The 23,903-nt window shown below is 71.3% G+C and carries 21 protein-coding genes and 1 riboswitch; of the genes, 14 read left to right on the top strand and 7 right to left on the bottom strand.

All coding sequences use genetic code 11. From position 1 onward, the window contains the following. Positions 1-15 precede the first annotated feature (15 nt). The 6 genes from ACZ6R9_RS26715 to ACZ6R9_RS26690 all read left to right on the top strand — a co-directional run bounded on the left by ACZ6R9_RS26715 (position 16) and on the right by ACZ6R9_RS26690 (position 7,513). Positions 16-1,086, top strand: coding sequence for an aldose epimerase family protein (locus ACZ6R9_RS26715; RefSeq protein ID WP_380481590.1), 1,071 nt, complete (start codon positions 16-18; stop codon positions 1,084-1,086). A 313-nt stretch (positions 1,087-1,399) separates the two neighbouring features. Next, positions 1,400-2,680 (top strand): extracellular solute-binding protein, encoded by a 1,281-nt coding sequence (locus ACZ6R9_RS26710; RefSeq protein ID WP_465540773.1) that lies wholly within the window; start codon positions 1,400-1,402, stop codon positions 2,678-2,680. Positions 2,681-2,793: 113 nt separating this feature from the next. Continuing rightward, positions 2,794-3,744 (top strand): carbohydrate ABC transporter permease, encoded by a 951-nt coding sequence (locus ACZ6R9_RS26705; protein WP_380481586.1) that lies wholly within the window; start codon positions 2,794-2,796, stop codon positions 3,742-3,744. A gap of 62 nt (positions 3,745-3,806) precedes the next feature. Then, complete coding sequence (locus ACZ6R9_RS26700) at positions 3,807-4,709, top strand: sugar ABC transporter permease (RefSeq protein ID WP_380481976.1); 903 nt, start codon at positions 3,807-3,809, stop codon at positions 4,707-4,709. A gap of 37 nt (positions 4,710-4,746) precedes the next feature. Next, positions 4,747-6,465: a glycoside hydrolase family 13 protein gene (locus ACZ6R9_RS26695; protein ID WP_465540770.1), complete on the top strand. Its 1,719-nt coding sequence runs from the start codon at positions 4,747-4,749 to the stop codon at positions 6,463-6,465. Between the two features lie 25 nt (positions 6,466-6,490). Continuing rightward, positions 6,491-7,513, top strand: a complete 1,023-nt coding sequence (locus ACZ6R9_RS26690; RefSeq protein ID WP_380481583.1) for a LacI family DNA-binding transcriptional regulator — start codon at positions 6,491-6,493, stop codon at positions 7,511-7,513. Positions 7,514-7,663: 150 nt separating this feature from the next. On the opposite strand, the gene ACZ6R9_RS26685 is transcribed toward ACZ6R9_RS26690, so the two are convergent. Both ACZ6R9_RS26685 and ACZ6R9_RS26680 read right to left on the bottom strand, forming a co-directional pair. Beyond that, positions 7,664-7,861: a hypothetical protein gene (locus ACZ6R9_RS26685; RefSeq protein ID WP_465540768.1), complete on the bottom strand. Its 198-nt coding sequence runs from the start codon at positions 7,859-7,861 to the stop codon at positions 7,664-7,666. 149 nt (positions 7,862-8,010) lie between these two features. Further along, a complete protein-coding gene (locus tag ACZ6R9_RS26680; protein ID WP_465540767.1) occupies positions 8,011-9,267 on the bottom strand; it encodes a transglycosylase family protein in 1,257 nt (418 codons plus the stop codon). Further along, positions 9,252-9,425, bottom strand: a riboswitch (cyclic di-AMP (ydaO/yuaA leader). Its footprint overlaps the gene before it by 16 nt. A 498-nt stretch (positions 9,426-9,923) precedes the next feature. Between ACZ6R9_RS26680 and ACZ6R9_RS26675 the strand changes: the two genes are divergently transcribed. Further along, a complete protein-coding gene (locus ACZ6R9_RS26675) occupies positions 9,924-11,930 on the top strand; it encodes a hypothetical protein (RefSeq protein ID WP_465540765.1) in 2,007 nt (668 codons plus the stop codon). A gap of 167 nt (positions 11,931-12,097) precedes the next feature. On the opposite strand, the gene ACZ6R9_RS26670 is transcribed toward ACZ6R9_RS26675, so the two are convergent. Further along, positions 12,098-12,994, bottom strand: coding sequence for a sirohydrochlorin chelatase (locus ACZ6R9_RS26670; protein WP_380481575.1), 897 nt, complete (start codon positions 12,992-12,994; stop codon positions 12,098-12,100). 348 nt (positions 12,995-13,342) lie between these two features. Between ACZ6R9_RS26670 and ACZ6R9_RS26665 the strand changes: the two genes are divergently transcribed. After that, the gene (locus ACZ6R9_RS26665; RefSeq protein ID WP_380481573.1) at positions 13,343-13,585 is read left to right on the top strand and encodes a DUF397 domain-containing protein; all 243 of its coding nucleotides are present in this window, start codon (positions 13,343-13,345) and stop codon (positions 13,583-13,585) included. Positions 13,586-13,690: 105 nt separating this feature from the next. Here ACZ6R9_RS26665 and ACZ6R9_RS26660 read toward each other — a convergent pair whose 3' ends face one another. Continuing rightward, positions 13,691-14,215, bottom strand: a complete 525-nt coding sequence (locus tag ACZ6R9_RS26660; RefSeq protein ID WP_380481571.1) for an ATP-binding protein — start codon at positions 14,213-14,215, stop codon at positions 13,691-13,693. 418 nt (positions 14,216-14,633) lie between these two features. Between ACZ6R9_RS26660 and ACZ6R9_RS26655 the strand changes: the two genes are divergently transcribed. Further along, positions 14,634-15,500 carry a helix-turn-helix domain-containing protein gene (locus ACZ6R9_RS26655; protein ID WP_380481569.1) on the top strand — a complete coding sequence of 289 codons (867 nt, stop codon included), beginning with the start codon at positions 14,634-14,636 and terminating at the stop codon, positions 15,498-15,500. 247 nt (positions 15,501-15,747) lie between these two features. Here ACZ6R9_RS26655 and ACZ6R9_RS26650 read toward each other — a convergent pair whose 3' ends face one another. Further along, on the bottom strand, positions 15,748-17,217 hold the full coding sequence (locus tag ACZ6R9_RS26650) for an MFS transporter (RefSeq protein WP_380481567.1): 1,470 nt from the start codon (positions 17,215-17,217) through the stop codon (positions 15,748-15,750). 88 nt (positions 17,218-17,305) lie between these two features. Between ACZ6R9_RS26650 and ACZ6R9_RS26645 the strand changes: the two genes are divergently transcribed. After that, a complete protein-coding gene (locus ACZ6R9_RS26645) occupies positions 17,306-17,725 on the top strand; it encodes a MarR family winged helix-turn-helix transcriptional regulator (RefSeq protein ID WP_380481565.1) in 420 nt (139 codons plus the stop codon). A gap of 89 nt (positions 17,726-17,814) precedes the next feature. Here ACZ6R9_RS26645 and ACZ6R9_RS26640 read toward each other — a convergent pair whose 3' ends face one another. Then, a complete protein-coding gene (locus ACZ6R9_RS26640; protein WP_465540762.1) occupies positions 17,815-18,762 on the bottom strand; it encodes a M56 family metallopeptidase in 948 nt (315 codons plus the stop codon). Between the two features lie 169 nt (positions 18,763-18,931). Next, complete coding sequence (locus tag ACZ6R9_RS26635) at positions 18,932-19,483, bottom strand: DUF5134 domain-containing protein (protein ID WP_465540760.1); 552 nt, start codon at positions 19,481-19,483, stop codon at positions 18,932-18,934. 361 nt (positions 19,484-19,844) lie between these two features. On the opposite strand from ACZ6R9_RS26635, the gene ACZ6R9_RS26630 reads away from it, so the two are divergent. The 4 genes from ACZ6R9_RS26630 to ACZ6R9_RS26615 all read left to right on the top strand — a co-directional run bounded on the left by ACZ6R9_RS26630 (position 19,845) and on the right by ACZ6R9_RS26615 (position 23,547). Beyond that, on the top strand, positions 19,845-21,245 hold the full coding sequence (locus ACZ6R9_RS26630; protein ID WP_380481559.1) for a DUF6421 family protein: 1,401 nt from the start codon (positions 19,845-19,847) through the stop codon (positions 21,243-21,245). Further along, positions 21,242-22,012 (top strand): SDR family NAD(P)-dependent oxidoreductase, encoded by a 771-nt coding sequence (locus ACZ6R9_RS26625; RefSeq protein WP_380481557.1) that lies wholly within the window; start codon positions 21,242-21,244, stop codon positions 22,010-22,012. The genes ACZ6R9_RS26630 and ACZ6R9_RS26625 overlap by 4 nt, the downstream gene beginning before the upstream one ends. Beyond that, on the top strand, positions 22,009-23,091 hold the full coding sequence (locus ACZ6R9_RS26620; protein ID WP_380481974.1) for a threonine aldolase family protein: 1,083 nt from the start codon (positions 22,009-22,011) through the stop codon (positions 23,089-23,091). Before ACZ6R9_RS26625 ends, ACZ6R9_RS26620 begins: the two co-directional genes overlap by 4 nt. Before the next feature lie 174 nt (positions 23,092-23,265). After that, positions 23,266-23,547: a hypothetical protein gene (locus ACZ6R9_RS26615; RefSeq protein WP_465540757.1), complete on the top strand. Its 282-nt coding sequence runs from the start codon at positions 23,266-23,268 to the stop codon at positions 23,545-23,547. Positions 23,548-23,903 lie beyond the last annotated feature (356 nt).

Genomic DNA, 23,903 nt, shown 5'->3' with positions numbered 1-23,903 from the left:
ACCAAGGAGCAGCCCATGACCGCGCCGGACCGGCTCACCGAGGTGCACCGGGCGCCGTACGACCTGTCGGGGGCCGGTATGGGGCTGGAGCGGTGGACGCTGCGCTCCGACCGGATCGAGGCCACCGTGATCACGCTGGGCGCGGCGCTGCACACCCTGACCGCGCCCGACCGGGACGGCACGCCCGCCCAGGTGCTGCTGACCACCGAGGACGTGGGCACCCTGCTCGGCCCGGCCAAGCACTACGGCGTCACCGTCGGCCGGTACGCCAACCGGATCGCCGACAGCCGGATCACCCTGGACGGCGAGGACCACCCGCTGCTGCCCACCGGACACGGCGTCACCCTGCACGGCGGCCCGGACTCGTTCTCGCACCGGGTGTGGGAGGCGGAGGAGATCCCCGGCGGGGTGCGGATGCACCTGCACTCCCCGGACGGCGACCAGGGCTTCCCCGGCGCGCTGGACGTGTGGGTGGACTTCACGCTGAGCGGTGCCGAACTGACCATCTCCTACCGGGCCGTCACCACCAAGCCCACGGTGGTCAACCTGACCAACCACGCCTACTTCAACCTGGCCGGTGAGGGCCGCGGCGACGTGCTCGGCCACCTGCTGACCATCGACGCGGACGCCATCACGCCGGCCGACGAGCGGCAGATCCCGTACGGCCCGCACGAGCCGGTGGCGGGTACCGCGTTCGACTTCACCACCGCCCGGCCGATCGGCGAGGGCCTTGCCGAGGGGCATCCGCAGCTGAAGCTCTCGCACGGGTACGACCACAACTGGGTGCTGCGCGAGCGCCCCGCGGACGGGCCGCCGGTGCGGGCGGCGGTGCTGGCCGACCCGGGCAGCGGGCGCGTTCTGGAGGTGCTGACCACCGAGCCCGGGTTGCAGGTGTACACCGCGAACGGTTTCGACGGCAGCGTCACCGGCCCGTCCGGGACGGCGTACGGCCCGTTCGCCGGCGTCGCGCTGGAGACCCAGCACCACCCCGATTCGCCGCACCAGCCCTCGTACCCGTCGACCGAGCTGCGTCCGGGGCGGGAGTTCCGCTCCAGCACGGTGCTGCGGCTGGGCGTCACCGGCTGAGCACGAGGGCGGTGTCGAGAAGGGCCCCGGGAGCTGTCCCGGGGCCCTTTTCCGCTGGTCAGCGGGGGTGGGGCTGCAAGGAGTTTCCGCAAGGCCACGGATGGTCAAGACGCGCGGCGGCAACTCTAAGGACACGTCGATGTAACGATCGCCGGTAACTTGCAGAAACTTGCTGCAAGACCTTTCAGGCGTGCTCACCGCGCTGTTACGTTCCTGCTCAAGCCCGACGGCCTGCGAGGGCGCAGTCGGCCCGGACAGCCATTATGCGCGGTCCCCCACCATCTCGGGCACCCTCACCTTTCTAGGAGTTTCCATGCGGCGTGGCATCGCGGCCTCCGCTCTCGTTGCGGCTCTTGCGGTCACTCTTGCAGCCTGCGGCAGCAGCGGCTCCGGTTCGGACGCCAAGGGCGACGGCGGACCGGTCACCATCACCTACTGGGACACCTCGAACGCCACCAACGAGGCGCCGAACTACCAGGAGCTGGTCAAGAAGTTCGAGGCCGCGAACCCGAACATCAAGGTCAAGTTCGAGAACGTGCCGTTCGACCAGGCGCAGAACAAGCTCCAGACCGCGATGGGTGCCAAGGGTGCGCCGGATGCCTTCCGCTCCGAGGTCGGCTGGACCTCCGCCTTCGCCAAGGCCGGCTACCTGGAGCCGCTGGACGGCACCCCGGCGCTGACCGACGCCGCCGCCTTCCAGCCCTCGCTGATCCAGCAGGCCAAGTACGCGGGCAAGACCTACGGTGTGCCGCTGGTCACCGACACCCTCGCCCTGATGTACAACAAGGAGCTGTTCGCCAAGGCCGGCATCACCGCCGCGCCGACCACCTGGGACGAGCTGAAGGCCGACGCCGCCCAGCTGAAGGAGAAGGCGGGCGTGGACGGCTTCTGGCTGAAGGCCGGTGACGGCTACTACGCCATGCCGTTCCTGTACGGCGAGGGCACCAACATGGTGGACGCCGCGGGCAAGAAGGTCACCGTCAACTCGCCCGAGGCGGTGAAGGCGATCGAGACCTACAAGTCGATGTTCACCTCGCCCGGCACCGCGAAGGCCGACGTCACCACCGACGCCTACGCGCACATGATGGACGCCTTCAACAACGGCAAGGTCGCGGCGATCATCCAGGGTCCGTGGGAGGTCACCAACATCTACAAGGGCGCCTCCTTCGCCGACAAGAAGAACCTCGGCATCGCCGCCGTCCCGGCCGGCTCCACCAAGGGCGGCGCCCCGACCGGTGGCCACAACGTCGCCGTCTACGCCGGCTCCGACGCCGCCCACAAGGCCGCCGCCGAGAAGCTCGCCGCGTTCCTGACCTCCGCCGAGAGCCAGACCTTCCTCGCGCTGAAGAACGGCACCCTGCCCACCCGCAGCGACGCCTACACCGCCGAGGTCAAGGCCAACCCGGCCACCGCCGACTTCCAGGCGATCCTCCCCTCCGCCCAGCCGCGCCCCGAACTGCCCGAGTACGCCTCGCTGTTCGCCTCCTTCGGCACCAACCTCGGCAAGATCGTCCAGGGCCAGTCCGACACCAAGGCCGGCCTGGACGCCACCGCCACCGACTACGCGAAGCTCCTGCCGGACTTCAAGAAGTAAGTCGGAACCAGGCTCGCCCGGCCCACACCTGACGGTGGGCCGGGCGCACGCCGTCAGACCACAGCAGTAGTCGCCGAGGCAGGCGGCGGACCTCCCGGAGAAGGTGTCAACCCATGGCAGTTGCGGTCGTTCAGCGCATCAGGCTGTCGTACTCGAAGTACTGGTACGCGTACGCGATGGTCGCGCCGGTCGTGATCGTCCTCGGGGTGCTGGTCGGCTACCCCCTGGTCCGCGGCTTCTACCTGACCCTGACCAACGCCACCAGCCTCAACGTGGGCCGCCAGATCGGCGTCAACCACATACCCGACAGCTTCGACTTCGTCGGCCTCGACAACTACGCGGACGTGTTGTGGGGGCCGACCGCCTACGACCGGTTCTGGTCGCACTTCATCTGGACCGTCATCTGGACCGCGGTCTGCGTGTTCCTGCACTACAGCATCGGCCTGGGCCTGGCGATGCTGCTCAACCGCAAGATCCGCGGCCGCAGCCTGTACCGGCTGGTCCTGATCCTGCCCTGGGCGGTGCCGACCTTCGTCACCGTCTTCTCCTGGCGGCTGATGCTCGCCGACGGCGGCGCCGTCAACGGCCTGCTGTCGATGCTGCACCTGCCCGAACCCGGTTGGCTGTCCGACCCGTTGGCGCAGAAGTTCGCCGCGATCCTGGTCAACACCTGGGTCGGCGTGCCGTTCATGATGATCTCGCTGCTCGGCGGACTCCAGTCGATCCCGGCCGAGCTGTACGAGGCCGCCGAGATGGACGGCGCCAACGCCTGGCAGCGGTTCCGCTACGTCACCCTGCCCGGGCTGCGGACCGTCTCCTCCACCGTCGTGCTGCTGGGCGTGATCTGGACCTTCAACCAGTTCGCCATCATCTTCCTGCTGTTCGGCTCCGGCGCCCCCGACGCCCAGATCCTGGTCACCTGGGCCTTCCGCCTCGGCTTCGGCCAGCAGCCCGCGGACTACGCGCAGTCGGCGACCTACGGAATCCTGCTGCTCTCCATCCTGATCGTCTTCACCAGCTTCTACCGCCGCTGGACGGCCCGGGTCGAGAAGGCCAACGGATGAGCGCCGACGCCCGTACCGGAACCGATCCCCAGCCCAAGGACCAGGACCAGGCAGGTAGCCCGATGACCCTCACCGCCGACCGCCCCGCCACCGACCACCCGAAGCCGGCCGGACGACCCGGCAAGGTCCGGCTGCGCGGCCAGTCCACGCCGCTGGCCACCGTGCTCACGCACGGCACCCTGATCGTCGCCAGCCTGGTCGCCCTGTTCCCGGTGCTGTACATCGCGTACATCTCGCTGGGCCCGGACGACATGGACTACCTGCACCCGGCGAAGATCATGGACAAGGCCACCCTGGCCAACTACAGCCGGGTACTGGGCGACACCGACTTCCTCAGCTGGTTCGGCAACTCGGCGATCGTGGCCGGCGGCACCACCGTGATCGGCGTGCTGATCGCCGCCACCACCGGCTACGCGGTCTCCCGGATGCGCTTCCCCGGCTACCGCCCGCTGATGTGGGCCCTGCTGGTCACCCAGATGTTCCCGATCGCCGTGCTGATCGTGCCGATGTACTACATCCTGTCCAACCTGCAGATGCTGGACAGCTACACCGGCCTGATCCTGGTCTACTCCACCACCACCGTGCCGTACTGCGCCTGGCTGCTGAAGGGCTACTTCGACACCATCCCGGTGGAGATCGACGAGGCCGGCCGGGTCGACGGGCTGTCGCCGTTCGGCGCCTTCTGGCGGCTGATCCTCCCGCTGGCCCGGCCGGGCCTGGCGGTGGCCGCGTTCTACTCCTTCCTCACCGCGTGGGGCGAGGTCGCCTTCGCCTCCACCTTCATGCTCTCGTCCAGCAAGTACACGCTGGCGGTCGGCCTGGCCTCGTTCGTCAGCGAGCACGACCACCAGTGGCAGCTGATGGCCGCCACCTCGGTGCTCATCGCCATCCCCGCCGCGATCGTCTTCTACCTGGTGCAGCGTCACCTGGTGACCGGTCTGACGGCCGGCGCGGCGAAGTCCTGACCCTCCGTTTCCACAGCACCCAAGGGATGACTGTCCAATGACCCAGAACCTGGCCGACGCCTCCCGGCCCGCCGCCGTTCCCGCCGCTCGGACGACTGCTGCGACCAATGGGGCCTCCAGAGGCGGCTGGTGGCGGGACGCGGTCATCTACCAGGTGTACCCGCGCAGTTTCGCCGACGGCAACGGGGACGGCATGGGCGACCTGCCCGGCATCCGCAGCCGCCTGCCCTACCTGCGCGACCTCGGCGTGGACGCGGTGTGGCTCTCGCCGTTCTACGCCTCCCCGCAGGCCGACGCCGGCTACGACGTCGCCGACTACCGCGCCGTCGATCCGATGTTCGGCACCCTGCTGGACGCCGACGGGCTGATCCGCGACGCCCACGACCTGGGCCTGCGGATCATTGTGGACCTGGTCCCCAACCACTCCTCCGACCAGCACGAGTGGTTCCAGCGCGCGCTGCGCGAGGGCCCCGGCTCCCCGCTGCGCGAGCGCTACCACTTCCGCCCCGGCAAGGGCGAGAGCGGTGAACTCCCGCCCAACGACTGGGAGTCCATCTTCGGCGGCCCCGCCTGGACCCGCAGCGACAACCCCGACGGCACCCCTGGCGAGTGGTACCTGCACCTGTTCGCCCCCGAGCAGCCCGACTTCAACTGGGACAGCCCCGCCGTCGCCGACGAGTTCCGCTCCATCCTGCGGTTCTGGCTCGACATGGGCGTGGACGGCTTCCGGATCGACGTCGCCCACGGCCTGGTCAAGGCCCCCGGCCTGCCCGACCTCGGCAGCCGCGACCAGCTGAAGCTGCTCGGCAACGACGTCATGCCGTTCTTCGACCAGGACGGCGTGCACGCCATCTACCGCAGCTGGCGCACGATCCTCGACGAGTACCCCGGCGACCGGATCGGCGTCGCCGAGGCCTGGACCCCGACCGTCCAGCGCACCGCCAACTACGTCCGCCCCGACGAGCTGCACCAGGCGTTCAACTTCCAGTACCTGGGCACCGACTGGGACGCGGCGAAGCTGCGCGAGGTGATCGACCTCTCGCTCGACTCGATGCGCCCCGTCCAGGCCCCCACCACCTGGGTGCTGTCCAACCACGACGTCACCCGGCACGCCACCCGGTTCGCCAACGAGCCCGGCCTGGGCACCCAGATCCGCACCGCCGGCGACCGCGAGCTCGGCCTGCGCCGGGCCCGCGCGGCCACCCTGCTGATGCTCGCGCTGCCCGGCTCCGCGTACATCTACCAGGGCGAGGAGCTCGGCCTGCCGGACGTCACCGACCTGCCCGACGAGGTCCGCCAGGACCCGTCGTTCTTCCGGCAGGCCGGCCAGGACGGCTACCGCGACGGCTGCCGGGTCCCGATCCCGTGGTCCGGCAGCGAGGCGCCGTACGGCTTCGGCCCGGTGGCCGGCGGCCCGAGCTGGCTGCCGCAGCCCGCCGAGTGGGCCGAGCTCTCGGTAGAGGTCCAGACCGGTGACCCGACCTCGACGCTGGAGCTGTACCGCTCCGCGCTGACCGTGCGCCACCAGCAGCCCGCGCTCGGCGCCGGCACCGAGGTCGAGTGGCTGGCCGCCCCCGAGGGCGTGCTGATGTTCCGTCGCGAGGCGGCCGAAGGGTCGTTCGTGTGCACCGTGAACGTCACCGGGGAGAGCGTCAGCATCCCGGCGCCCGGCCGGCTGCTGCTGTCCTCGGCCGCCGTGGTGGCGGCCGAGCACACCGAACTCCCGGCCGACAGCACCGCATGGTGGGCGGTCTGAGGTGGTTGCAATAGGCTCTGGGCTCGTGACTACAGCGCGACTCTCCGACATCGCGGCGCAGGCGGGGGTCAGCGAAGCCACCGTCAGCCGCGTACTCAACGGTAAGGCGGGCGTCTCCGCGACCACCCGGCAGACGGTACTGGCCGCGCTGGACGTGCTCGGCTACGAGCGGCCCACCCGGCTGCGCCAGCGCAGCGCCGGGCTGATCGGCCTGATCACCCCCGAGCTCAGCAACCCGATCTTCCCCGCACTCGCCCAGGTCATCGAACAGGTGCTCAGCCGGCACGGCTTCACGCCGGTGCTGTGCACCCAGACCCCGGGCGGCTCCACCGAGGACGAACTCGTGGAGATGCTGGTCGAACGCGGCGTGGCGGGCATCGTGTTCGTCTCCGGACTGCACGCCGACACCACCGCCGACCACGACCGGTACGCCAAACTCTCCGGCCGTCAGGTCCCGTTCGTGCTGATCAACGGCTACAGCGAGAAGATCGCCGCGCCGTTCATCTCCCCGGACGACCGGGCGGCGATGTGGATGGCCGTCCAGCACCTGGTCGAACTCGGCCACGACCGGATCGGGCTGGCGGTCGGTCAGAAGCGGTTCGTCCCCGTGCTGCGCAAGATCGAAGGCTTCACCGCCGCGCTCCAGCAGCTCACCGGGCGCACCGCCGAAGAGGCCGGGGAGCTGATCCACCACACCCTGTTCAGCGTGGAGGGCGGGCACGCCGCCGCCCAGGCGCTGCTCGACAAGGGCTGCACGGCGATCGTCTGCGGCTCGGACATGATGGCGCTCGGCGCGATCCGCGCGGTGCGCCGGCGGGGACTGTCGGTGCCGCAGGACGTCTCGGTGGTCGGGTTCGACGACTCGCCGCTGATAGCGTTCACCGAACCGCCGCTGACCACCGTGCGGCAGCCGGTCGAGGCGATGGCCACCGCCGCCGTCGACGCCCTGCTGGAGGAGGTCGGCGGAAACCCGGCGCAGCGCTCGGAGTTCATGTTCCAGCCGGAGCTGGTGATGCGTGGCTCCACCGGCTCCGGTCCGCGCAACTGAGCTTGTTGGTGCGGTAGTTGCGGCCCTCGTTCGTTCGTCGGACGGGGGCCGCAGCGGTGTTCGGCCGGAGAGCTGCCCTGTCGCGGCGGTAGGCGGTGCCGAGGGCCTCTCGGCGTAACGGGTGTTGGCTCTGCGCCGGGCGTTGCCGGGTCAGTCTTCGACGGACGGGGCCGGGCCGGCGAAGCGTTCGCCGTCCCGGCTGCCGCCGGTGCGCGCCTGGGTGCGGCGGCCGGTGGACAGGTAGTCGCGCACCAGCAGCTCCACCGCGTCCTGCGGGCTGCTCACCCCGAGGCGCATCATCGCCTCCAGCGCGAGGTCCGCGTCCAGCGTGGTCGTCACCTTCGCCATCGCACACCGCTCCAGGGTCTCGGGACCGCTTCCGGCCTTTGGCCTTCGGCCGAGAATAGGCCGCTGCCCCCGGAGCCGACCAGGGTCCCCGAGGGCAGCGGTGTCCGCGGTGCGGTCACCTCATGCGCGTGTGCGCGGTGTCAGGCGTTTCAGACCCGACCGGCGAAGTCCGGCGCCCAGTTGGCGATGGTCTCGGTCTTCACGCCGGACTTCGGGTTGGCGGCCTCGACGTACTTGCCGTCGCCGATGTAGATCGCCACGTGGTAGACGCCCGAGTTGGCGCCGTTGTTCGACCAGAACAGCAGGTCGCCCGGCTGCAGGCTGTTCAGCGAGACCCGGGTCGAGTAGTCGGCCTGGTCCGCGGCCACGCGCGGCAGGCTGATGCCGGCCTGGCGGAACGCGGCCTGGGTCAGGCCCGAGCAGTCCCAGCCGCCGTTGCCGGTGCCGCCGTAGATGTACGGCTGGCCGACCTTCGACAGCGCGAAGTCGACCGCCGCGGCCTTGGAGCCGGTCGCCTTGAGGGCGGTGGTGGCGGTCGTGGCGGTGGTGGCGGTCGTGGTGGTGGCGGGCTTGGCGGGGGTGCTCGGCTGCGCCGGGGCGGGGGTGCTCGGCGCCGGGGTCGAACCGGAGGACTTGCGGGCCGGGGCGGACTGCTTGGCCGGGGTCTCGGCGACCGAGACGTTGCCGAGCGCCAGCTTCTGACCCGGGTAGATCATGTCCGGGCCCTCGGTGAGGACGGAGCGGTTCAGCTCGTAGAGCTTCTCCCAGCCACCCTCGACGTTCTGGTGCTGGGCGATGGCGGACAGCCAGTCGCCCGCCACCACGGTGTAGCTGCCGGCGGCCTGGGCGCCCTGGTCGGCCTGCGGCTGGGCCGGGGCCTGCGGGCGGCTCTGGGCCTGGCCCTGACGCTGCTGCGGGGCCGCCTGCTGGGTCTGCTTCGGAGCCTGCGGCTGGGCGGCCGGCTTCGGGGCCTGGGTCTGGGCGGTGGTGGAGCCCGTGGAGGTGTTGACCTGCGGGGCGGCGCCGCCCTTGGTCAGACCGGCCTGGACGGAGCACACCGGCCAGGCGCCGGGGCCCTGGGAGGCGAGCACCTTCTCGGCGACGGCGATCTGCTGGTCCTTGGTGGCCAGGTCGGCGCGCGGGGCGTAGGCGGTACCGCCGAAGGCGGCCCAGGTGGAGGCGGTGAACTGCAGGCCGCCGTAGAAGCCGTTACCGGTGTTGATCGACCAGTTGCCGCTGGACTCGCACTGCGCGACCTTGTCCCAGGTGGCCACCGACGCGGCGGAGGCGGTACCCGCGGCCAGGCCGGGAACCGTGAGGCCGATGCCCACCACACCAGTGGTGGCGATCAGACGGCGGGCGCGCTTGGCGCTGATGGGCAGCATGAAGATGCGTTCCTCTCCCACGCCTGCGAGGTGAGCTGTCGGATTCGGGCTGGAGTTGCCCGGCCGCGCGCACCTCTCGGCGCGCCCGGCTTCACCCCAAGCCCCGGACCGGTCCGTCAGGACCGCCCCAGGGCGACTTACCTGGTTCCCCCGCCCCTGCCGCGGTGCGTTTCGCATGAGCCGGCCCACCCGGCGGCAGGATTCGGCGTTCCGGGCGAGCTGGGTCCGTGTGTCCACGAACGTGGGCAGGAGATTAAGCGGATTTAAGGATGATTCGCAAATTCCTGTGACGGCCGTCACCGGGCCCGGAAAATGCGATCAAGGAATTCCGGACGAACTCCGCTGTGCGTGGCCGGAACTGGGCTGCCGTCAGGAAGTTGTCGATCTTGTGCCCGTTTTGGGTGGTTATGGCACTTGTCGGACGAAAGTTCACCTCTGTGGTTGTTTGGGAGTCAGTCGATGGGTGATTTGTGAGCTTCTGTCCACTCTGCTCCGGCGTCCAGGGCCCATTGCTGACGGGTCATGGAATTGCCCCCGTCACCCATTTCTGCCGAACTGGTGGATGACGGTACGTCAGAATGCTTAGTCGCCTCGGAAGTCGCCGATTTCCACCGAACCCGCCACCTATGCTGCCCCCGACGATTCGGAGTCCCTGCGCGTTTCGGGAGGCGGCCATCGTGGAGCAGTGGGAGAACGGGCGGCACCGGCGGCCGTTGCTGGGCCGGCGGCGAATGCTGACCTGGCTGGCGGTCGGGACGGTGACGGCCGTCGGTGGGGGAGTGGTGCTGCGGCAGTCGCTGGCCGGGGCGGAGCCGGTGGCGGGGGCGGTGGACCAGGGCGGGCGCAGGTGGTCGGACGCCAAGGGGTGGGGCGGGAAGGTGCCCGGGGCGGGGAGTGCCGTGCGGATCACCGACAAGGTGGTGCTGGACGGGGACGCCAAGGTCGGCTCGCTGCTGATCGACACCGGCGGGTCGCTGGTGTTCGCCACCGACCGGTCGCTGACGCTGGAGAGTACCGGCAACGTCGAGGTCCGCGGCACGCTCGCGCTCGCGCCCGAGGCGGCGCACACCCATACGTTGCGCTTTCCCGACATCGACGAGCGCCGTTTCCAGGGCGGCGGCATGAGCGTCGTCGACACCGACACCGGCCTGTGGGTCACCGGCCGCGGCTACCTGCGGCTGGACGGCGCGCCCCGCACGGCGTGGGTACGGGCCGCCACCGAGCTGAAGGCAGGGGACGCCGTGCTGAAGCTGGCGGCCGCACCCGAGGGCTGGCAGGTGGGTGACGAACTCGCCGTCACGCCGACCACGCCGCCCGACGCCGAGGGCTTCTCCGATTCCTACGACCTGGTGACGGTCCAGCGGGTGGACGGCCCGAACGTCACCCTCACCGCCCCGCTCCAGCACGCCCACCCGCGGGTGAGCCTCGGCGGCGGGGCGGTGTTCGGCGCGGAGGTGCTCAACCTGACCCGCAACGTCCGGGTCGAGGGCACCGAGCAGGGGCGGGCGCACGTCCATCTGACGTCCAGCCGGCCGGCCGACGTCCGGCATGCGGAGCTGCGCCGGGTCGGGCCGCGGGCGGTGGGGAAGGAGAAGTGGAACGGGCAGCCCGTGAGCGAACCGGTGCTCGGACGGTACGGGCTGCACTTCCACATGCTGCTGGACACCTCGCGCGGCACGGTGGTCGAGGGCGTGGTGGTCCGCGATGCCGGCAGTCACGCGTTCGTGCCGCACAACAGTCACGGGATCACCTTCCGCGGCTGCATCTCCCACAACACCTTGGAGGACGCGTACTGGTGGGACGGCCCGATCGACACCCGCACCCCGCAGGGGCCGTCCGACGACATCGCCTACGTGGGGTGCGTCGCCTCCCGGACGGTGTTCGAGCCCAACCCGCGCGGCTACCGGCTGACCGGGTTCAGTCTCGGCGCGGGCACCGGCTCCTCGGCGAGGGACTGCGTGGCCGTCGGCGTGCAGGGCGCCACCGGTGCCTCCGGGTACGAGTGGCCGGAGACCAGCGAGGGAGTGTGGACGTTCGAGAACTGCCTGGCGCACAACAACCTGGAGAACGGCATCTTCGTCTGGCAGAACTCCGAACACCCGCACACCGTCACCCGGTTCGCCGCCTACCACAACGGCGGCTGGGGCATCGAGCACGGCGCCTACCTGAACGACTTCGCGTACACCGCGTCGGTGCTGTACGGCAACGCCGCCGGCGGGATCGCCGTCCATGCGCTCGGCCGCGACAAGGGCACCGTGTTCGACGGGCTGCTGATCGACGCCGCCGGGCAGTCCGACTACGCGGTGGCCACCCTCAAGCACCAACTCGACGGCGAACTGGTCACCTTGAGCCGCAGCCGGCTGACCGGCCACCGCAAGGCCGGGGTGGCGTTCCGGGCCACGGGGGACGGCAAGCCCGACGACATCGCGGTGCTGGACTGCGAGTTCGGCGACGGCCCCGAGCTGTGGCTCGACCCGGACGCGCCCGCGCCCAAGCAGATCCTGTTCCGCAGGGCCGGGCAGTCGGAGACCCTCGCGCTCGGCAAACCCCGCCCCGGCCTCGCCGCCGGACCGTGGAACGCCGCCACCAGCCCCGCGACCGCGCCCACACCGCCCCGTCAGGTGGAGCTGCCCACGCTGAAGTTCACCGACGGCGCGCCGCGCACCGGGCGCGTCACCGGCTGAGCGCCCGCACGCGTCACCGGCCGGGCGCGTTACCGTCCGGGCGCCCGCACGCGTCACCGGCTCGGCGCCCGCCCGGACGTGTCCAGAGCCTGGGCCGGAACGAAAGCACGACGGGCGGGAACGCGTCGATGCGCTGCTCCCGCCCGTCGCGGTCCTCGGGTGACGCGTCAGCGCGCCGCGTGCGCTCCCGGCGTGGTGCGCTGCTCGGCGGCGGCCTCGGCGGCCTCCAACTGCTCCTGGGTGGGCTCGGGGAGCGCCGCCAGGTAGCTGGAGGCGATCAGCTGAGCCACCGTCGGGTAGGCGCCGATCGGGGCGGCGCTCGGGCAGCCGGTCTCCTCGGCGGCCGCGGCCAGCAGCTCCGGGTCGGCCTCGGGGCCGATCACCAGCGGGGCCAGCGCGGGGCGCTCGCAGCCGGTCGACTTCAGGTGCGCGACGGCCGCGGCGACCGAGCCGGGCACGTCCAGCGCGGCGGGGACCACCGGCACGGCGAGCCGGGCGGCCAGCAGCACACCGGTGATGCCGGCCGCGGCCGCGGCCTCCTCACCACCGGTGGTGGTCAGCACCACGCCGTCGGCGGCGGTGGCGATCGCGAACAGGCGGGCGCGGTCGGCGCGGGCCAGGTCCGCCTCGGACAGGCGCACGTGCACCGCCTCGGCCAGCAGCGGGTGCGGGCCCAGCGGGTCCAGCACCTGGGCGCCGGTCTCGGCGGCCGACTTGTGCAGCTCCGGCAGGAACTCGTGCGGCCCCGGAACCAGCGGCAGCACCACCGGCGCGCTCCGGCCGGCCTCCGCGGCCGCGTTCAGCAGATCGGCCACCGTCGAGGCGTCCTCGCCGCCCAGGTAAGCGGCCGTCACCTCGATGCCCGGCTGGTCGCCGCGCACGACGGACAGCAGCTCGTCGACGACCGGACGGGTCTCCGGCCCGGCGACGGCCGGAACCGCCAGCACCAGGGCAGGCGAACCGGCCATGATCTCGGGGCGCTCGGGACGGCGGTGGCGCCCCCGCGCACGGGAGCCTGGCGTACGGACGGGCAGTGGCGCGCCCGGGATGGCTGCGGTGCTCATGCGCCAGATCGTAGGTCATTGCCCAGCGTGCCTTGCAGCCGGATGCCGACAGTGGGCGGCTTTCCGTCAGGAAGTGACGGTCATCACAGCGCGAGTTGTGACTGGCTGTGAGGCGTGGGACGGGCGGTGATGATCGACAACGCGCTGACGGCTGTGTGCGGACGGTCATGGAGTGGATTCCGATTCGCCCGGCTGTGTCCGCTTACGCACCGTCAATTGCGGTCTCGTGAAGGCTTGGTGACGGCATCGGCACGTTCTTCTGCACGGGAAATATCCCATGCTGATGCACGTGCAGCCGAGCTATCATCACGTCAAGTGAGGCATTCACCAGGGTCTGGGGAGAAAACGATGGGTGAGGCGTACAACGGCATGGCGGCGACGGACCTCGAGGGCGTGGTCTGGCAGAAGAGCGGCTACAGCAACTCGAAGGGCAACTGCGTCGAGTTCGCCGCGCTGCCGAACGGCGACGTCGCGATGCGCAACTCGCGCTTCCCCGACGGGCCGGCGCTGGTCTACACCCGGGCGGAGATCGACGCGATGCTGCTCGGCGTGAAGGACGGGGAGTTCGACCACCTGGGCAGCGCGCTCTGACGGCATGTCAACGGCCGTACAGTCGGGCCGTCGTGGGAGATCCCGCGACGGCCTTCTTGCTTTCCTGGGCTCCGCCGCGGAGGAGAGAAGAAGGGGAGCGGTGCGTCAGGCGGAGCGGCGGTGCCGGCCGAGGTTCGGCAGCGGGGGCTCGATGGCGGCCTGCGACGCGGGGGCGTCGAACAGTGCCCACACCACCTTGCCCGCGCCCGCCAGCGGGTGCCAGCCCCAGGAGCGGGAGAAGGAGTCCACCAGGTGCAGGCCGCGGCCGGACTCCGCCACGAAATCGGCCTCGCGGGCGATCGGGCCGGCGCTGGACGGGTCGCTCACCGCGCACACCACCTGTGGGGCCCGGTGCACCAGGCTGATCCGGATCGGCAGTGAGCCGACGGCCGGTTGCGGAGTGATCTGGGCCGGGACGCGGGACGGCTCGTGCTGGCCGAGTGCGTGCCGCAGCGCGTTGGTCACCAACTCCGAAGCCACCAGGGCCACATCGTCGAAGAGATCGCCGAGGCCCCAGGTGTCGAGGGTGATCCGGGCGAACTCCCGCGCGGTGCGCACGGCTTCGAACCGGGGAGCGAGGGTGCAGCTGACCACATGCGGGTCGGTCGCCACGGCGGTACCGGTGCTCATGAAGAGCTCCTCCCATAAGGGGGCGGACACGGCGGGACCCACCGGGGTCATGCCGGTCACCTCCGACTCGCTCGGCCGCTCTGCCGCCGCGCCCGACCGCTGCGCGCACACGCAAGTACCCAGCGACGCACGGGCGTTGCCGGGACGGGTGTGCGGAATCGCGCAAGCTGTCGACGCGGAGCCCGCGGGGTTGCCAAGGGCGTGCAAGTGCACGTGCACCATGGTCCTCTGCGCTCACGGCAGATGCAAGAGTCGATTCACGTGCAGTCGTGCGATTGGCATATGCATGCACCGGATGCACGTGCAAGATGGTGTCCGTGTGTCAGAAGCGGTAGCCCCGCGCACCACTACCGGCACTCAGTGCGTCCAAGTGATGGCAGACTGTGCAACTGGTCTTTCCGAGTGGAGGTTTGGTCAGATGACCACAGTGCAGCCCGGTGGGGGCTCGATGGTGCGCCGCATCCTCCTCGGCTCCCAGCTCCGCCGGCTTCGGGAGGGCTGCGCGATCAGCAGGGAGGACGCGGGCTACGCGATCCGCGCCTCGGAGTCCAAGATCAGCCGGATGGAACTCGGCCGGGTCTCCTTCAAGGAACGTGACGTCGCCGACCTGCTCAGCCTCTACGGCCTGGCCGGCGGCGCCGAGCGGGAGACCCTGCTCGCCCTGGTCCGCGAGGCCAACAAGTCCGGCTGGTGGCACAGTTACAACGACGTGCTGCCCAACTGGTTCCAGACCTACATGGGATTGGAGGAGGCCGCCGCACTGATCCGCACCTACGAGGTGCAGTTCGTTCCCGGCCTGCTCCAGTGCGAGGAGTACGCCCGGGCGATCTTCGCGCAGACCCGGCCCGTGCTCGCCGACGACGAGATAGAACGCCGGGTCGCGCTGCGCGCCCGGCGGCAGAAGCTGCTCACCGAGGGCCGCGGCCCCAAGCTGTGGGCCGTCATCGACGAGGCCGCGCTGCGCCGCCCGGTCGGTGGCCCCGAGGTGATGCGCGCCCAGCTGGAGCACCTGGTGGAGCTCGCCCAACTCCCCAGCGTGGTGCTCCAGGTGATGCCCTTCCGGTTCGGCGCGCACGCCGGTGAGAGCGGCGCGTTCTCGGTGCTGCGCTTCCCCGAGCAGGACCTGCCGGACGTGGTCTACCTGGAGCAGCTCACCAGCGCGCTGTACCTGGACAAGCGCGACGATGTGGACGAGTACGTGCAGGTGATGGAGCGGCTCTGCGTGGACAGCCTGACCCCGCAGCAGACCCTCGACCTGCTCCAGGGCATCCTCAAGAGCCAGTGACGGCAGGGGCCTCCGGTGCTCGGCGGGCCGTCTGTGACTGACGGCACATCAGGGCAGGGCCCGCGCCGCGGCGGCCCGGCCGCAGTTCGGTATCGGCGGGGCCGAGTGGATTGACCGGGGCCCGGCAAGCTGCCATGGTGACTGCGCCGCAGTCCGCCCGGCCCAGCGGGCCAGGTACGGGTGGCGTTCCGGCTCCACCAACACGGGGGTTTGGTGGAGCCGGCTCCGACATCCTGGTGGACGGTGCTCAGCGCTCCGACAGCACCTCCTCCCCCAGCGGCCGGTAGCGGTAGTCCGGCACGGAGGCGGGTGCGGCGACGGCCTTGCGGCGGCTGCCGCGCAGTGCGCCGGTGAGCGCGATCAGCAGGCCGAGCGTGGTAGTGCCCGTCACCAGCAGCAGGGCGGGCCGGTATCCGGCGAGTTGGGCGTGCGCGTCGGTGCCGCTGCCGGTGCCGGCGGTGAGCACCGCGGTGGTGACAGCCAGGACTATCGCGCCGCCCACCTGGAGCGCGGTGTTCACCAGGCCCGAGGCGAGGCCCTGTTCGTCGTCCGTCACGCCGCTGGTGGCGGCCACATTGATGGAGGGGAAGGCGAGCGCGAAGCCCGCGCCGATCAGCAGCATGCTGGGCAGCACCAGGCCGAGGAAGGAGCTGTGCTCGTCCAGCCGCAGGAAGAGCGCGTAGCCGAGGACCATCGAGACGACGCCGACCGGGAGCACCCGCTCCGGGCCGAACCTGTCCAGCAGGCGGCTGACCGAGCCGGCCGAGAAGGCGACGATCGCGCCACCGGGCAGCAGGCCGAGCGCCGTCTCCAGCGCCGACCAGTCGAGCAGCCGCTGCAGGTACAGCGTGGCCACGAACTGGAAGCCCGCGTAGGAGCCCATCAGCGTCAGCGCCGTCAGATTGGCCCGGCGGACGCCCGCGTTGCGGAAGATGCCGAGCCGCACCAGCGGGTGCGCGGTGCGCGCCTCGATCAGCAGGAAGGCCGCGGCCAGCGCGGCCACCAGCAGCAGCGAGCCGAGCGTGCGCAGCGACAGCCAGCCCGCGCCCTGCGCCTCCGTGACCGTGAAGACCAGCAGCAGCACGGCGGCGGTGCCGGTGATCGCGCCCGCGATGTCGTAGCCGCCGGAGCTGCGCTGCTCGCCGTGCTGGCGGGGCAGCAGCTTGACGCCGGCGAGCAGGGCGATCAGCGCGATCGGGACGGGCATCAGGAACGTCAGCCGCCAGCCGGCCGACGTCAGCAGCCCGCTGATCACCAGGCCGAGCGAGAAGCCGGCGGCGGAGCAGGTGGTGTAGATGGACAGCGCGCGGTTGCGGGCCGGGCCCTCGGCGAACGTGGTGGTGATGATGGAGAGGCCGGCCGGGGCGGTGAACGCGGCACTGACGCCCTTCAGGAAGCGGGCGCCGATCAGCAGCGGGCCGCTGTCGACCAGGCCGCCGAGCAGCGAGGCGCCGGCGAACACGGCGAGGGCTATCAGGAACACCCGGCGACGGCCGAGCAGATCGGCGGCGCGACCGCCGAGCAGCAGCAGACCGCCGTAGCCCAGGACGTAGCCGCTCACCACCCACTGCAGGGCGGAGTCGGAGAGATGCAGGTCGGCGCCGATCGAGGGCAGGGCGACGCCCACCATCGAGACGTCGAGGGCGTCCAGGAACATGGCGGCGCAGAGCACCACCAGGGCGCCCCAGAGGCGTGGGGTCCATCGCGTGTCGGTCATGGCACCGTACGCTACATGCATATGCATGGGATGCAAGTGCATTTAATGTAGCTGCAACAGATGCGTACGCATGTGCTAACCTGGCCGCGTGACCGACCTAGATCCGGATCGTGACCCAGAGGCGGAGACGGCGCTGGCCGAGAAGTGGCGCGCCGTGCTGGCCAGCCATGCGACCACGTCCTGTGCGATAGACCGCGAGCTCGGCGAGACCTTCGGACTCGGCGTCAGCGAGTTCGAACTGCTGGAGCGCCTCTGGGAGTACGAGCAGGAGGAGCACCTGACGGGCTCGCGCGCCCAGGTGCTCTCCGAGAGCGTGCACCTCAGCCAGAGCGCCTTCTCCCGGCTGGTCGCCCGGATGGAGAAGGCCGGCCTGGTGCAGCGATCGATGTGCGCGGACGACCGCCGGGGCATCTTCATCACGCTCACCGACGAGGGCCGCGAGCGCTACCGCAAGGCCCGCCCCGTGCACCGCCGGATCCTCGCCGAGAAGCTCGGCGGGCAGGGCTGAGGGCGCGGCCGCAGGGTCTGTCCGGTCGATCCTGTCGGATCGGTGGGCGGCGGCGCGCGCCCCGCAGGATCGGCCGGGCCGGCCCCGGTTCAGAGCAGGGTCGAAAGCCCCGGTGCGGCCGCGATCAGAGCCGCCGTCACGGGTGCGGCCAGCGCCGCCAGCGTCCAGCCCAGCCGGGCCCGGCGCGGCAGCCGGGGCTCGCCCAGCAGCAGCCGGTCCACCCGGGCCGGCGACTGCGCCAGCTGCCGCGGCGGGCAGGACGCGAACACCTCGCTGTTCAGCTCCGCCAGCGCCAGCGCGGTGGTCACCCGCCCGTGCCGCCGGGCGGCCCGGTCGTCCGCCGCCAGCTCCGCCAGCACCGCCACCTGGTCGCGGAACTCGGAGAACACCCCCACCCCCGGAAAGCCCGTCGCCAGCGCCTGCGCACACTGCGTCAACCAGTGGTGCCGGGCCCGGACATGGCCCCGCTCGTGGCTCAGCACCGCCGCCAGCTCCCGGTCCGACAGCTGCTGCAGCGCCCCCGTGGTCACCACCAGCCGGGCCCGCGGCCCGGGCAGCGACCAGGCCTGCGGCCGGACGTTCTCCAGCACCACCAGCGGCTCCTTGGCCGGCCGCCGACGCGGCAGCAGCGAGGGGGGCAACTCGGGGGCCCGCCGCGCCAGTTGGGTATGACGGTGGCCGCGCTCCGCGCGCGCCGAACGGATCTCCCGGGCCAGCGACAGCGCCGTCCACAGCCCGCCCGCCGCCAGTACCGCCGCCGACAGCCGGCCCCAACCCTCCCGGCCGGCCAGGCCGTACGCCTCCACCACCCCGTCCGGGGCGCCCGAGAACACCACGTCCCGCCAGGCCGGCAGAGCTGCCGCACTCGCCAGCAACAGGCTCAGCACGCAGCACAACAGCACCGCGACCACCAGCATCTGCCACACCAGCAGGGCCAGCACCGGTTCTCGCTCGGGCCAACGGGCCCGGGCCAGGCGGCTCGGCGCCACGGTGGCGAGCAGCAGTCCGAGCAGCAGCAGGCTCAGCAGTGCCGTCATGGCAGAAGCCCCCCGAGGCGGGTTTTCGAGGCGCGGCAGTGCGCCTCCCCCCAACCTATGCCGCCTCACGCCGACGGGGAACGGCCGGGTGCCTCCAGTGACCAACACCACGTCCCCGCAGGGTTTCGGACGCCCCGTCAGCCCACCGCGACGGGGCTCGGAAAAGGGGTCACATGGTCAGCAGCATCGCGAACATCCCGATCCCCATCGCCGCCCGGCAGGCCCGCGGCAGCGGCGCCGCCACCGTCGCGCCGCCCGCCGCGATCACCCGGCTGCCCGCCCACAGCGCATAGCCGCCGAAGTACACCAGCAGCAGCCCCGTCACCACCGGCAGCCCGGCCGGCTCCCCGTGATGACCGGCGTGCCCGCCCGGCGCGCCGCCGGCCATCGCCAGCGCCATGTACGCCATCGCCAGCGCGCCGATCCCGTGGTGCAGGCGGTGCGCCCGCAGCCCGGCCCCGCTGCGTCCGGCCAGCGCGCCGACCAGCAGCGCCGCCGCCAGCAGCGCGTACGGCCAGCCCCAGGCGACCCCCGGCAGCAGCGCCATCCCGGCCATGCCCAGTCCCATCGCCGCCTCCAGCAGGTCCGACTCGCGGCGGGCCGGTCGCTCGCCCCCGCAGGCCGCGCCCTGCCGACCCCGCCGTAGCCGCCACCCGCAGTAGCCGCCGCTGCCCGTGGCCAGCGCCGCCAGCAGCCAGTTCACCAGCGCCGGACCGTGCATCGCCTCCCCCTCCGGCCGGATGTGCGCGCCCACCCCACGATCACCGACCCCGACCGGGCGCAGCAGGGCGTGAACGGGGGCGCACCGAGGCTCGGGCGGTCCCGCGGCGGGCGTGCGCGCGGCACCCGGCGCGGCCGGCGGTGACGCTCCGGTGGTCCCCGGTGGCGGTGAGTTCGGGGGCGGGGCAGGGTCGGCCGTACCGGAAGCAACGCCGGATCTGTCCGTTTCATCCAACTCGTCAGGGAGCGGAGTCGATCGCGCTACGAACTGGAGCGTCCGCCGTCAACTTGCTCTTGAGCCGGAAGACCTTTCGCATTTAACGTGGTCTTGTCGAAATAACTCCTGTCGAAGTGAGCCTGAGATGCAGAATCTTTCGCCGACTCTCGCGGCTGCGGGTGACGCCCCCACCGCCGACCTCGCCGTGCACCCGGCCTGGCTGCGCCTCAAGGACGCCGTCGAGGCCCTCCGGCCCCTGCAGTCCAAGGACGGCTCGATCGACCTCGCCGCCGTGCCGCGCGCCACCGTCGATCCGCTGGTCGAGACCGTGCAGGCCGCCGTCGCCGAGCTCGCCCCGTACTTCCCGCACGACGCCGAGTACCTCGCCGCCGTCCGGACCGACCTCGGCAAGTGGGCCGACACCGGCTACCGGGAGCCCGACTTCCTGGACTCGCTGATGGCCTTCCGCCCCGACGAGCAGCGCGTCGACGGCATCGGCCACCTGGTCGTCTTCCCGATGTACACCCAGAACGGCAACCCGAACCGGAACCTGGAAGCCGTCCTGCTGAAGGTCGTCTGGCCCGAGTGGATCGCCGAGCTGGAGAAGACCCGCTTCGACAACCCGGGCTACCTCGGCATCACCTTCGACGACTTCACCGCCGGCTACGACACCAACTCCGCGGTGCTGTTCCCCGAGACGGTGGCCGTCCGCGAAGCGCCGGAACGTTTCACCTGGGGCGGCATCTTCTGCGACCGCGAGGCCGCCCGCTTCCGCACCGTCTCCACCAGCGCCGTCCGCCAGCTCGGCCTGGACATCCCCGCCGACGCGGCGAGCCTGCTCCAGGACCAGGACCGCGTCCAGCAGACCTTCGTCCTGTGGGACCTGGTCCACGACCGCACCCACAGCCACGGCGACCTGCCCTTCGACCCGTTCATGATCAAGCAGCGCAGCCCGTTCTGGATGTACGGCCTCGAAGAGCTCCGCTGCGACCTGAACACCTTCAAGGAGTCGGTCAAGCTGGAGGCCGAGGGCTACACCCAGGGCCGCGACGTCCAGTACGCCGTCCTGTTCGACCGGATGTTCCGCTTCCCGGTCACCGGCGACCGCGTCCGCAACTACGACGGCATGGGCGGCCAGCTGCTCTTCGCCTACCTGCACAAGCACGACGCGCTGCGCTGGCGCGACAACCGCCTCACCATCGACTGGTCGCGCGTCGCCGAGGTCACCAACCAGCTCTGCGCCGAGATCGAGACCCTCTACCGCGAGGGCATCGACCGGCCCAAGACCGCCCACTGGATCGCCGCCTACCAGCTGGTCTCCAAGTACCTCACCCCGCACCCCGCCTCCACCTGGGCCAAGGGCCCCGAGGCACTCCCGCTCGACCTCGGCGACGACAAGGCACTGCGCAAGGCGCTGTGCGACGCCGTCCACCCCGACGAGTTCCCGCTCAGCATGTTCTACGAGGCCCTGGCCAAGAAGCTCAGCCGGGTCATCGCCGACACCAAGGGCATCACCAGCGCCGACGTCGAGGAGATCGCCGCGTGACCACCGCACCCGCCACCGACAACGGCCGCCCGCTGGCCGGCAAGGTCATCGCCGTCGCCGGAGCCAGCGGCCCCGCCGGCCAGGCCACCCTGCGCCGCCTCGCCGCCGACGGTGCCACCGTGATCGGCGCCGACATCGACCAGCAGCGCCTCGACAAGGCCATCGACGGCATCCGCACCGCCGTCCCCGGCGCACAGATCACCGGGCAGGTCATCGACCTGCTCGACCCGCAGGAAGTCCACGACTGGGCCGACCACCTCGAAGCCGAACACGGCCACGTCGACGGCCTGATCCACCTGGTCGGCGGCTGGCGCGGCAGCAAGACCTTCTTCGAGACCCGGATAGACGACTGGGACTTCCTGCACGACACCGTCGTGCGCACCCTCCAGCACACCTCGCTGGCCTTCCAGCCCGCCCTGCTGCGCAGCCCCGCCGGCCGCTACGCCATGGTCTCGGCCGCCGCCGCGCACAAGCCCACCGGCGGTGGCGCCGCCTACGCCGCCGCCAAGGCCGCCACCGAGGCCTGGACCCTCGCCATGGCGCACTCCTTCACGAAGGAGACCACCGCCGAGGACGGAACCCCCACCGCCGCAGCTGCCATCCTGGTCATCAAGGCCCTGGTCAGCCCCGAGATGCGTGCCGAGAAGCCGGACGCCAAGTTCCCCGGCTTCACCGACACCGCCGACCTGGCCACCACCATGGCGGGCCTCTGGGACCGCCCCGCAGCAGAACTGAACGGACAGCACCTGTGGCTGACAGCCCGATGACCACCCCCTTCGGCCCGACCGACGCGGTGCGGCACCACGACCCCGCCGTGCGCGGCTTCGCCAGCGACAACTACGCCGGCGTCCACCCCGAGATCCTCGCCGCGATAGCCCTGGCCAACGACGGTCACCAGATCGCCTACGGCGAGGACCAGTACACCGAGCACCTGCAGACCGTCTTCCGCCGCCACTTCGGCGACCGGGCCGAGGCGTTCCCCGTCTTCAACGGCACCGGCGCCAACGTGGTCGCGCTGCAGGCCCTGCTGCCGCGCTGGGGTGCGGTGATCGCCGCCGCCACCGCGCACATCAACGTGGACGAGTGCGGCGCGCCCGAGAAGCTCGCCGGCATCAAGATCCACACCGTCCCCACCCCCGACGGCAAGCTCACCCCCGAGCTGATCGACCAGCAGGCCTGGGGCTGGGGCGACGAGCACCGGGCCCAGCCGCTCGCCGTCTCCATCACCCAGTCCACCGAACTCGGCACCCTCTACACGGCCGACGAGGTCCGCGCGATCTGCGAGCACGCCCACGAACGCGGCATGCTCGTCCACATGGACGGCTCCCGGCTCGCCAACGCCGCCGCCTCCCTCGGCGTCCCGTTCCGCGAGTTCACCACCGACGCCGGCGTCGACGTGCTCTCCTTCGGTGGCACCAAGAACGGCCTGCTGCTCGGCGAGGTCGTGGTCGTCCTCAACCCCGAGAAGGTCCGCGACCTCAAGTACCTGCGCAAGATGTCGATGCAGCTCGCCTCGAAGATGCGCTTCGTCTCCGTCCAGTTCGAGGCCCTGCTCACCGGCGACCTCTGGCTCCGCAACGCCGGCCACGCCAACGCGATGGCGCTCCGCCTGGAGGCCGCCGTCCGTGAGATCCCCGGCGTCACGGTCGTCCGCCCCGTCCAGGCCAACGCCGTCTTCGCGATCCTCCCGCGCGAGGTCAGCGAGCGCCTCCAGAAGAGCTACCGCTTCTACTTCTGGGACGAGCACACCGGCGAGGTCCGCTGGATGGCCGCCTTCGACACCACCGAGGCCGACATCGACGCCTTCGCCGCCGCGATCGCGGAGGAGATGGGGCGCCAGGGCTGACGGGCCGCTTTCTGGTGGCTCAAGCGTGCGACGGCCGGTTCGGAAGAGAACTTCCGGGCCGGCCGTCGCGCGTGTTCGCGGCGGGGGGTGCCTGGTGTCGGCGCGGGTGGTGCCTGGTGCCTGATGCCTGGTGTCGGTGGGGCTGGGGACGGTGCGCGGCCATGGACGCCGCGCGTGGGGCACCTGCTGGCCCGTCATGGCCGGGCCGACGAGGCGTTCGTCCTGCTGAGCACAGGAATTGACGACCACTTTCTTGTCCAGGCCCTGGTCGACATCGCGGGACTCGCCGGTCGCGACGAGGACACAGCCGAGCTGCTGCTCGCCCGAACCCCGGCTGGACAGCACGGCGACGGCGCACGACACTGCCGCGGCCTCGACCCCGACACTGCGTCGGTGACGGCCGCGACCTCGGCCGGTCGCGGATGCTGTGGCCGCACTTCAGCTGCCCACACCTGAACCGGTGCCACCCCGGTGGGCCGAAGACCTTGCCGTCTCCGACGAGCCTCCGTTCTGAGCTTGGGCGCCTGGGTGGGGAGCGTTCCGGGTCGGCTCGTGCGGGTGTTTGCACCCGAGGTGAATCCGGCGTAGTGTTCACTGGTCGCTCGGCAGGGAGCACCGGACACGCATCTGTGTGGACGGTCCCGGGGCGGCCAATCCTTGAGAACCACCCAGTTGATCCGTGACGGGTCGCGTCCTTTTCGCGTCTCCGTTCGTATGTGCTGTGCGCGTTTTCGGAGATTGCGGCGGATTCGCTTTTCGGAGCGGGGATCGGCTAGAGTTTGAAACGTCGGACGGGCCGTCAGGTCGGGAAG

This window comes from Kitasatospora sp. NPDC048662 (assembly GCF_055587065.1).
Note: the sequence above shows the minus strand (reverse complement) of the source record. Positions and strands in the feature narration are given on the sequence as shown.